Origin of the sequence: Micromonospora sp. NPDC093243 (genome assembly GCF_044753725.1) — a bacterium.
Lineage (GTDB): Bacteria > Actinomycetota > Actinomycetes > Mycobacteriales > Micromonosporaceae > Micromonospora.
On record NZ_JBIVNT010000014.1, the window covers coordinates 46,635 to 56,510 of the forward strand.

Here is a 9,876-nt window from a genome sequence, read left to right on the forward strand (position 1 = left end):
ACCTTGCCACCGGCGGCCGGCGTGGCCCAAACACTACTTAGGGTGCATCTCATTTGGATGATCGTTGACCTGTGGTCATGATCTGCTTTCGTGGGTGAGGCCATGGTCTGTACCGGGGCGCTGGATGATTTGTGGGGGAGCGCGGTGCCGTTGATCCCGCCCGCGCCGGTTCGTCGGCAGGTGGTGGTCGCCGGCGGGTGGACGACCGGGCGGTGTTGGCCGCGATCGTGTACGTGACTCAGGTCGGTTCGTTCCCTGGGGGAAGCTGCTCGAGGCGTCGTTCGGAGTCGCCAGGGCCAACGCGTGCCGAAGGTTCAGGCGGTGGACCGCCGGCTGGGTTCTGGCTGCGGCTGCAGGTGGCGATGCTGGACCGGCTCGGCGCCGCCCGCCGTATCGATTGGTCATGGGCGGTGGCCGACTCATAGCGCGCGGGCGGAAAAGGGGGCGATCTGACCGGACCGAACCCGGTCGACCGTGGCAAGGCAGGCAGCAAACTCCATGTCATCTGCGACCGCGACGGGCTCCCCCTGGCCGTGCTAACCACCGCCGCAAGGACATCCAGTCCTCCCAACGCCTGGACCGCCACCGCTGGATCGTCGACGCTTGCATGTCCTGGCTCATGCGCCACCGGCGCCTCATCCGCCGCCACGACCGCAAGGGCGAGCACTTCGAAGCCTTCGCCACCACCGCAAACACCCTGATCTGCTACCACCGCCTCACCAAATGAGACGCACCCTCGACTGCCGCGGATAAGGCGCGGGGCCAGCTCAGTCAGGGTGTCAGCTAGCCGTCGACCGGCGTAGGCGCAGCGCCGACGACCGTCCCGGAGCGCCCCGCTCCGGGACCGCCTCCACGAGCAGGGCCCGACCCGGAGACGTAGCTGGTCCGGCCGATCGCGCCCCTCGGACCGGTCGGCCGTCTGCGCACGACCACGGCCGCACCAACCGGACGCCCGCGTTCCACAGGTCACGCGTTTGCCAAGGCGGTTCGCGTACTGCCCGTCCGGTTTCGCGTTCTCCCAGCTCACGTGCCATGTGTGGGGCGGGGCGGGTTGAACCCGCGACCGCGGGATTTTGAGATCAAACTGCTTGTCTCGTCGACTTGGGTACATGGCGGTCTAGCAGCGGAAGTCCCTCTCGACATCTCACACCACCCCCCTGTCGCCCTCCGGGGTCTTGCGGACTTGATGCAGAGTGCGGGGTCAGGCGGGCATGGAGCGTCAGTTTGGAAGAGCGTGCTCAAGCGGTCGTGTTGCCCGACTCGCCTACGGGCGGCGGCCAGCCCGTTGCGTCTCGTGCCCGCTCGTGTCCGCCTTCGCGCCACGGTTGCAGGCCCACGCGGGCCTTTGGATTAAAAGAAGAACATCAGGGGTGGCTGGCCCGGCCTTGCACGCCTGGGCAGCCCGTCCGTCGTTGTCGGGCTTGGTCGGCATCTGCGGATGGACTTGGTTGCACGGGCGGTTGTGAGGCCAGCGGACCTGCTGGTGTGAAGAGGCCCTAGGCTGACGCCCATGTCGCGGAGCATGCAGTGATCGACCTGGACGAGCACAATCACCAGCCGTCGGGTACCACCGCCCATGACCGCCTCGTGGTCAGGCAGAAGATGACCCTGTGGCTCGTCGCTGCCTTCGTGGTCGGCATCGTGCTTGGCGGCTTCGGTGTCAGCCAACTGCTCGACTCGCGTGACCAGCGGGAGCGGAACGCCATGGTCGCACTCGTGGCCTTCCCCCAATCGGCCAGCTTGGGAAGCTCGGCCTCCGAGGGATCTGTTCAACTGTCCGGGTATTTAGCGTTGGCCAACGCCGGCCCCGCCCCGATCACCGTCCGTGGGGTTCACGCAGAAAGGCCGGGCGTCGTGATACGCACCATCGGACATCCCCGGCTGCTACCCCCTGGCAGCACCGGTCAGCTCGCGGTCGAGCTGCGGTTCGAGTGCTCGGTCGCACGCATCCAGCGAGAGCCGCTGCCGCTAGGGTTATCAGTCGAGACCGATGATGAGCAAGGCAGAGAGGTTAGCTACCCCGTCGCTCTCGTAGGAAGCGACTGGGAGCGCGATGCTCTGAGCAGCTGCGCACGCATAGCCACTGCTGGCTGACACGTAACAGGCCAAGGCCAAGCGCTGAAGAGGATCTCCTCGGCGGGCAGTCATAGACGGCCCAGCGCACGGTCACCAGGCGTCGTAGAACGGCGTTTGCTGCCCTGCGTCATGGCCTCGCCGCTGCCCTCTACCACCCACAGGTGCTGCCGCAACCCGCCTGCGGCACAGTCAACGACGTTGGCGACCGAGGGCCATCGCCGGCCGGGCTCGGCCAGGTCCAGGTACGTTCCGACGATCTCCGCGCCCCGCGCCCGCCGGTACTCGCATGGGTAGCAGAGCAACAGGCGCAGATACCGCCGTTCCAAGTCGCTCATGCCATCACCCCGCTCAGCCGTTGCGCACCCGAACGCGCATCACGAGGCTAAGCCCGCAACCGCCTCGTAGCCGCCTCGACGTTGCGGCGCATCCCGCTCCGACTCGGCTATCAGTACGCCGTAACCTTGCTCGGAGAGCCGGTAGTAGCGGCGCAGCCCACCATCTACGACCTCCTCACGATCCACAGCGACCAGACTGGCGTCACCCAGCCGGTCCATCGCGCCGTAGAGCGTACCGGGTCTCAGGGAGATCCGACCCTGCGACTGCCTGGCCATTTCGGCAATGAGCCCGTCGCCATGTAGCGGCTCACCGGCCAGCGCCGCCAGGATAAGGAACGTTGGCTCTCGTAGCGGCGTCTCCACCCGCCCAATATCGGCTCCGAAGGTATAGGGGTACCGGCCGAACCGGCTAGTCGGCGAGGCGATCGCAGCTCAGGAGAAGGAGCAGGCCGGCGTCCGGCCGAAGGAAAGCTCCGACAGCCTTATACGCGCAAGGCACGAGCTCCAGGCCCGCAGGGACTCCGGACTGGCGTTGCTCAACCAGCAGGCCCAGTTGGCCACCAAGCCGCCGCGCAACATGACCGCCGCGCTTGTGCTGCCGTTGTCGATAGTCGATGCCGAGATCCCCGCCGACGCCCCGATCCACGCCAAGGAGACCAAGGCCGTCGAACGGCGTGGCGTCGAGCTGGTGCTCGCCACCGAGCGTGCGCTCGGCCGGGAGCCCCGGGAGCAGGCCCTCAGCAACCCCGGCTACAACATCCTGTCCATCCCCCACCGGCGGCGGCCCCTCGAGCCGTATCGAAGACAAGGCACGCATCGAGGGTGCCGAGGACTTCTACGCCACCCACAACGAGGTCGTAACCGGCAAGAATCGTCCCCCACTACCGGCTCGCCCTGGTCACCGTCAGCGGAGCTGGCCCCAAGTTCGACCAGGTACGGTACGTCGCCGACCCGTGCGCTGGCGTCGACTTCGGCGACCTCGCCGCGCCAGCATCATCAGCCAGCCACCCCGGACGCGTAGACTTCACGGACTTCGCTGAAGTTCAGCGTGAGTGGGTGCATCCATTAAGGGCCTGATCTACCCGCGACCCCTTCACCCTGACCGGCGTGGGTGCCCTGATTAAGCAGCTCAAGTAGCACTCGCGGGGCTGGCGCTGCGGCTACGCTCTGACGCTCGCACCACGAAGCCCCGACGCTGCGTCCGAGGCGATCAGATGCTTTCGTCGGTCACCTCGATCCTGTTCGCCTCGGCCCACTTCACAATCTCGGGCTGCCGGGTGGAACTCCAGTACCGTCGGCGGATCCGACCGTCCCGCGTTAGCTGGCCCATCTCAGCTACGCCGAACGCCTGGCCCAGCTCGTCCAGAAGCAGCGCCGCGGCTTCGATGAGAGTCGGACCGGGGTGTGCCAGGTCGTCGACAGCGGCAGCCGCTTCGGCAGGGTCGGCAACGACCTGGTACTGCTCACCGGAGCGGGACTCCCCCAAGCCGTAGAAGCGCGTGTGACCGATCGTGGCTGGCTGCGTCCCTCGCACCGGGTACAACTGGGCCCGGATCAAGGCGTTGCCGCCAGCCGCCGCTCGGTCCCGTGCGTGCCGGCCGAGCTGGAGGAGTCCGGAGACAATGCCCGAGGCGATCCCCTCATCGGAGAGCAGCCGGACCCGCGAGTTCTGCGCGCCCTCCTCGTCGCGCCTCCGCCGGTTCAGGTTGGCGACCCCCAACGCGAAGGTCCCCGAACCGTCCGTATGAAGCTCCATTGAGACCCACCGAGACTGCGCCGCGTAGTTGCTCGTCCCGTCGGCAAGGAGTCGCCGACGTCCCACACGCGTCCGGTTGATACCGACGCCCTCGTTGGTCAGGGTCGGCCGCCCGCGCCTAACCTCCATCTCCCAGTCCTTGAACGCGTCCTGGGTAAGAATCATCTCGCCGGGCAGGTCGGGCACCAGCGATACGATCACCCAGCCGTACTCGTCGTCCGTGGCGAGCCTGCTAATCGCCTCATTCTCGATCTCAACGATCCGCTGGCCTTGCCGCTGCGCGCTGGCGAACCGGTTGCGATAGGCGGTGGCGACCTCGGGCTCGGAGAGGTAGCGAGTCGTGGCACCGTTGCGCACGGGGTAGCGCAGGCCGTCGTTGATCAGGACGGCGTGCGGCGCTCCCGGGCTGCGGGGTACTGCCACAACGATGAAGCCCTGCTGGGTACCGTCCTCGACGGCGTCGGTCGCCGGCTCGGGCACGGTAAGAATGTCGACCACCGGCATCGGCGCGACGAGTGACGCGATCACCTGACGCATCCGAGCCACCTCGGCATCGGAGATGGCGACGCCCGGCGCGTTCGTGGCGCACGCCTGGTCGTCTTCCTCGACCCCCAGGACGATCACCCCTCCCCCGGTGTTTGCCAGGGCGGCGACGTCGCCGGCCAGCGCCCGCTTCTCCTGGTCCTTGCCGCCGTACAGGGTCTGCTTGTAATCCAGGTCGAAGGCCTCCTGCACGCTCGCAGTCAACAGTGCGTGAATGTGGTGTGAGGCGAGGGTGTCCAGCGAGGTACCGAAGATGGATTCCAGTCGTCGAGATCGAAGCGAAACCATGTGTACTTCCTACCGGAGATTGGTTAGGGGACTGCGAGTTATTCTGCCTGGCCGCCGACGCAGGTAACGTCGGCGCGCTCGGCAATCAGGCGAGTGGCGGGGTACCGGGCGGACCAAGGTGTCCACGGTGGCGTCGTGCAGGGCCGCGCTGTACGGAGTGGCCAGGATGCGGTGGACGGTCTCGGCGGCCCGGCGCGCGAACCCAGCCCGGCGGGTACTGGCGTCAATGGCGACCTGAAGCTTCGTCGAGTACCGGTAGTTCTTGCTCCGGGCGGCCAGGCGGTGATAGCGGGTAAGGATCAGGGTGTCATCGACGACGGCGATCTGCTCGACCGGCCGCCGGCGCACCGGCTCGACGGCCAGCATCAGGCCGAGGGTGTCGGCGCGGTGGGCGGCGGAGTGCGACACCCCGAACGGCGGGCCGATCTGCAGCATGGTCAGATTGATGCGCCAGTACGCGGCGGAGAGCAGGGGCGTGTCAGCTGCTTGAGCAGCCCGTCCGGGCCGGTCAACGACAGGCCCTGCTCCTTCGCGGCCCGGACCAGCTCGGCCGCGGCTTTCGCCTCCGCCGAAGGCTCGGGCCGCTTCCTACGTCCGGTCTGGTCGTTCAGTGTCGCGGTCATCACGGCACCCTCCTCACCAGGCACAACGCCCGGCAGGTCAGGCCGGTAACACCGTTAGATCCACAGACCCCATCGGGATGGCAACAGCGCGCGGTCTGTGGCGTGCCCGACGCAATAGGGGGTGCGTCATCACCGCCGGTCAGCCAGCATGACAGGGTGCCTGACCTTGTGTGGGACGACGTTAAGAACTTCTTCGACCCGAATCTGATGGGTGCGTTGCCGGACGTGCGTGTCGAAGATGCTTCGGTGGAGGACTGGCAGGCGGTGTTCGACCTGGTCCAGACGCAGGACTGGAAGTGGGAGTACTCGGTGGGTGACGCGGTCGTACCACTTCCTCCAGCAACCGATGTGCTGGCGCGAACTGCTGACGATGAGCTGCCGATCTTGCGGGTGTGGCCGGCCCCTGGCGTCCTGGTCAACTTCTGGCCATACTCGGCGGTCGAGATCGACTTCGACATCGACCTGCGGGAGCTGCAAGGTCAGCAGCGGCTGGACATGTTGTGCGGGTTTTTTGCAGTGATCGGGCGCAGGCTGGGCAAGCCGGTCTTGATGGCTCCCGAGGGCGACTACCAGCGTCCGGTGCTCGGCTTTGATGTCGAAGCCGGCCGTGTCCTGCTGCTGGCCGATCCACGTTTGGCCGGCTAGGCACAGTGCTGTCCGTTGGCGGGTGACTAACTGGGTGACGATCGGTGCGGACAGTCGAGGACGCCTACGGACGCCGACGGATTAGCGCGGGATCTTGCCGAGCAGCCATGCGAGCAGCCAAACCGGCGGAGGAGAGCGGACGATCGCGGACCTGGACACAACGCCGGGCACGAGGAGCGGAGGGCCTACCAGCGCCCTGCGACCGACTCGTAATGCGCAGGTCGTTGGGTCAGTGTCGGGCACACAGGAGGCAAAGACACTGTCAAACGTCGTAAATCAGCCATCAACGATGGCGGCCCAAAACGCCGCGTGAGCAGGTGTCGCGGGCCGTTCATGCTGGTGGCGGGACGGCGGCTCTATGTTCCGCTTCAACGTCTGAGTCAGGAGTTCCTGGGAGCCAGCGCTCCAGTTCCCCTCGCCCGGTTGCGATGAGAGCGGCGGGCGTCTGGAACTGGCTGATGAGCACGAGCGGTCCGCGGTTGGTGAAGTCGAGCGCGCGCTCCAGGGCCGGGAAGATGCCGAGCAGCCGTACCCGTAGCCGGTTGATGGTGCGGGTGCGATCGCCCGCAAGGCCGGCGCGGTGGGCATGCGAGGTTCAGCGAGAAGGGTATCGTCGAGGTGCAGCTCACGCAGGTCACGGCGCATGCGTGCCTGGTCAGCGATGACTGCGGCGTCCTTGGCGTCGGTCTTGCCCTCGCCGCGGTAGGCACCGGCGATGCGATTGACTGCCACACCTGGCAGGGGCGGTTTCCAGGAGTCGTCGCAACAGGGCTGGTCAGCGTGCTGTTGGTGTGAGCCTAGCGAGGCGTTGGGCCGGCGTTGACCAGCCCAGGCAGCGGCGGGGCCGGCTGTTGAGTTGCTCGGCGACCTGGGCGAGGTGCTCGGCGTTGTAGGAGCTGAGATCGGTCCCCTTCGGGAAGTACTGGCGCAGCAGGCCGTTGAGGTTTTCGTTGGCGCCGCGCTGCCAGGGACTGCCCGGCTGGCAGAAGTAGACCGGAACTGCCGTAGCAGCTGTGAATTCGTGATGACGGCCCATCTCCCCACCCTGATCCCAGGTCAGCGAACGGGCAAGGTCGCCGGGCAGTGCGGCAAACGCGGTGATGAGCGCATCGCGGACCTGGGCGGCGCTGTGACCGTCAGGCAGGTGAAGCAGCATCACGTATCGGGTAGCGCGTTCGATGAGAGTGCCGATGGCGGACTTGTTGAACTTGCCCAGGACGAGGTCACCTTCCCAGTGGCCGGGCACGCTCCGGTCGGCAGCTTCGGCGGGACGCCGACTGATCGAGTGCCCAGGCTGGATGAAGTGAGTGGTGCGCTGATCACCTCGCCGGCGGCGTTTGCGCCGGATCCGTCCGCTGCGCAGCGGACGCTTCGGTGCGGCACGCAACAGCAGATGATACGGCGAGTAGAGGGCCTGGTAGATGGTCTCGTGGCAGACCCGCATCGCCGGCTGGTCCGGGAATGCGGAGGGCAGTACCTTGCTGATCTGCTCCGGGCTCCAGCGTTCGTGCAGGCAGTGCTGCACGAACGTGCGTAACGCCTCGTCGGCGGCCAGCTTTCCAGCCTTGGGCCGGGCGCGGCGATCTCGAGCGCGTTGCCCAGCGCCGAACGGGTGGTACTTGCCGGTCGTAGGGTCGCTGTTGCGCTGAATCTCGCGGCTGATTGTCGACGGACTGCGACCCAGCTCGGCAGCGATCCCGCGGACGCTGCATCCTGCTGCCCGGCGATCGGCGGTGCTGACCCGCTCATCCTCGGACAGGAACCGCTCAGAGATCTGCACGGACGCCATGATCGGCGCGTAATGCCGTGAGCTACCGTCGGGGTTCGTCACGGTGCGGCCGTATCGCCAGCGGACGCCGGTGCCGCGACCGACACCCACGATCCCGCAGGCTTCCGCGTTGTTCATGCCTTGCGCCATCAGACGCAGATAGTGATCACGCGTTTCGGTCAGCGGCAACGAGCCGGGCAACCCCAGCGGACGACGTGGTGAAACCAATGCAACTCCTGGAAACGGCAGGTGTTGCAACCACCCCTAGAAACCGCCGTTGATGCCATGGGCCGCGAACCAGACCTTGGCCCGTGCCACGAACGCGGCTGCGGTAGCTCCCTTCTCGTCGATGAGCGGCTCGGTGTACGCGAGTCGCGAGAACCCCTCGATGATGGAGTGCAAGTACACGTAGCCGCTCTTCGCGCCTGCGGACTTGGCCTGCTGGCTGTCGCGGCCGTGGATGCGCCAGCCGCCGCCGTCGGGGATCCGGCCGACCTTCTGCACGTCCAGGTGCATCATGTGGCCGGGCCAGTGGGTGGTGATCTTCCCGGGCTTGCGGTTGTTTTCGCCGTTGGGATCGATGAACTTGCGCTTGCCGAGCCCAATCCGGGTCAGGTGTCTGGTGACGGTGCGGCGGTCGATGGTGAAACCGGGTCCGCCAACTCGTCGGTGATCCGCTGCGCGGACCACTTGTGCTCACGACGCCAGCTTTCGATCTTTCGATCACCCAGGCAGGGGTCGTGCTTGGACTGTGATGTGGTGCGGACATTCGGTCCTGCAACCCAGTGTCGCCGTAACGGCGCCAGCGGTTCACCCATTTCGAGGCGCAGGCGCGGGAGATGCCCATCTCAGCGGCGACGTGGGCGATGTCCGCTGCTGGCATCGCCGCACCAGGCGACGGCGTCCCTCGAGGCTGAGGGGTGAGTTGGCATGCGTCATCGTGCCTTCCTTCGCAGAAGGTGCGAACGGGCAGCTGCAGGAGGCGCGGTTCGGGGTAGGAGATACCGCTCGAACCGAGGCAGTCGCGAGCCTGCCCAGCGGACAGCTGGGTGTGTCCTGGGCCCGAATCGTTCGAGAGCCAGGTCGACGGGCGTCAGTTCGTGGCCACTGCGACGTCTTCGTGGTGGGTCCCTTGCAGGGAACCGGTAGCCATGACGGTCATGAGCAGGCCGCACATGGTCAAGCCCGCGGCTAGGAGGTAGATGGGCCTGGGACCAGCAGTCGAATCGGCGATGAGTCCGCCGAACAGGCCGGCGCAGGCAGCAGCGACCTGGTATCCGGACGCGTTGACGGCCATGGCCAGCGTGGGCGCTTCGGCGGCGGTCATCATCACGCGTGCTTGCATGCCGGGGATGATCGCGAAGCCGAGGAGGCCGATTGCCACGACCGCCACCGCGGTGAGTGTGGTTGAGACGGCGACGAACCAGGTGCCCACAAGGGTTGCGGCCAACAGCCCGAGGAGGGCTGGTTGGAAGAGCCGCGGGTTGCGGTCGTAGAGCGTGCCGCCGACGAGGTTGCCGATCGTCGCGCCGACGCCGTAGGCGAGGAGCAGGACCGGCAGCCGGGTGGCGGGGTGGCCGCCCAGATCCGTAAGCAGCGGGGCGAGGTAGTTGAACACCATGAGAACACCGACGTTGCCGACCGCAGTGATGGCCAGCGCCACCAGCACCGGCCGCTGTCGCAACACCAGCAACTCCGAGACCGCCGAGGTCCGACCCTCATTGAACCGCCCCGGGTTTGGTAGCGGCTAGATGGGTTGGGTTTCTGGCTGGGTCAGCCGGTGTTTGGTGGGATCGTAGAGGGCTTCGAACGCGGCTGGTGGCAGGTCTGCGGCGCCGCTGT

Annotated in this window: 5 protein-coding genes and 6 pseudogenes; 3 read left to right on the forward strand and 8 right to left on the reverse strand. The window is 66.9% G+C overall.

The features are described 5' to 3' along the window. The first annotated feature begins 102 nt into the window (after positions 1-102). Positions 103-727 (forward strand): annotated as a pseudogene (locus ACIP9D_RS32075) (transposase). A gap of 800 nt (positions 728-1,527) precedes the next feature. Then, entirely contained in the window at positions 1,528-2,094 is a 567-nt protein-coding gene (locus tag ACIP9D_RS32080; protein WP_350877010.1) for a hypothetical protein, read from the forward strand. A gap of 364 nt (positions 2,095-2,458) precedes the next feature. Here the strand turns inward: ACIP9D_RS32080 and ACIP9D_RS32085 are convergent. The 4 genes and pseudogenes from ACIP9D_RS32085 to ACIP9D_RS32100 all read right to left on the reverse strand — a co-directional run. Beyond that, a pseudogene (locus tag ACIP9D_RS32085) lies at positions 2,459-2,774 on the reverse strand (PadR family transcriptional regulator). Positions 2,775-3,621: 847 nt separating this feature from the next. Beyond that, a complete protein-coding gene (locus ACIP9D_RS32090; RefSeq protein WP_350877008.1) occupies positions 3,622-4,998 on the reverse strand; it encodes an ATP-binding protein in 1,377 nt (458 codons plus the stop codon). A 210-nt stretch (positions 4,999-5,208) separates the two neighbouring features. Beyond that, positions 5,209-5,508, reverse strand: a pseudogene (locus tag ACIP9D_RS32095) (IS5/IS1182 family transposase); the annotation flags it as partial. Beyond that, positions 5,472-5,621 (reverse strand): annotated as a pseudogene (locus tag ACIP9D_RS32100) (IS256 family transposase); the annotation flags it as partial. The pseudogenes ACIP9D_RS32095 and ACIP9D_RS32100, both read right to left, overlap by 37 nt. Positions 5,622-5,777: 156 nt before the next feature. On the opposite strand from ACIP9D_RS32100, the gene ACIP9D_RS32105 reads away from it, so the two are divergent. Next, complete coding sequence (locus ACIP9D_RS32105; protein WP_350877005.1) at positions 5,778-6,266, forward strand: hypothetical protein; 489 nt, start codon at positions 5,778-5,780, stop codon at positions 6,264-6,266. A 276-nt stretch (positions 6,267-6,542) separates the two neighbouring features. Here ACIP9D_RS32105 and ACIP9D_RS32110 read toward each other — a convergent pair whose 3' ends face one another. From ACIP9D_RS32110 to ACIP9D_RS32125, 4 genes and pseudogenes are all read right to left on the reverse strand, one after another. Beyond that, entirely contained in the window at positions 6,543-6,998 is a 456-nt protein-coding gene (locus ACIP9D_RS32110) for a transposase (protein WP_400451374.1), read from the reverse strand. A 43-nt stretch (positions 6,999-7,041) separates the two neighbouring features. After that, positions 7,042-8,262: an IS30 family transposase gene (locus tag ACIP9D_RS32115; RefSeq protein ID WP_400451375.1), complete on the reverse strand. Its 1,221-nt coding sequence runs from the start codon at positions 8,260-8,262 to the stop codon at positions 7,042-7,044. A 51-nt stretch (positions 8,263-8,313) separates the two neighbouring features. Further along, positions 8,314-8,973, reverse strand: a pseudogene (locus ACIP9D_RS32120) (helix-turn-helix domain-containing protein); the annotation flags it as partial. Positions 8,974-9,127: 154 nt separating this feature from the next. After that, a pseudogene (locus tag ACIP9D_RS32125) lies at positions 9,128-9,739 on the reverse strand (MFS transporter); the annotation flags it as partial. Positions 9,740-9,876: the final 137 nt, after the last annotated feature.

Excerpts from the sequence above, each read along its gene's own strand:
- ACIP9D_RS32090 (WP_350877008.1), bottom strand. The coding sequence starts at position 4,998 with ATGGTTTCGCTTCGATCTCGACGACTGGAATCCATCTTCGGTACCTCG.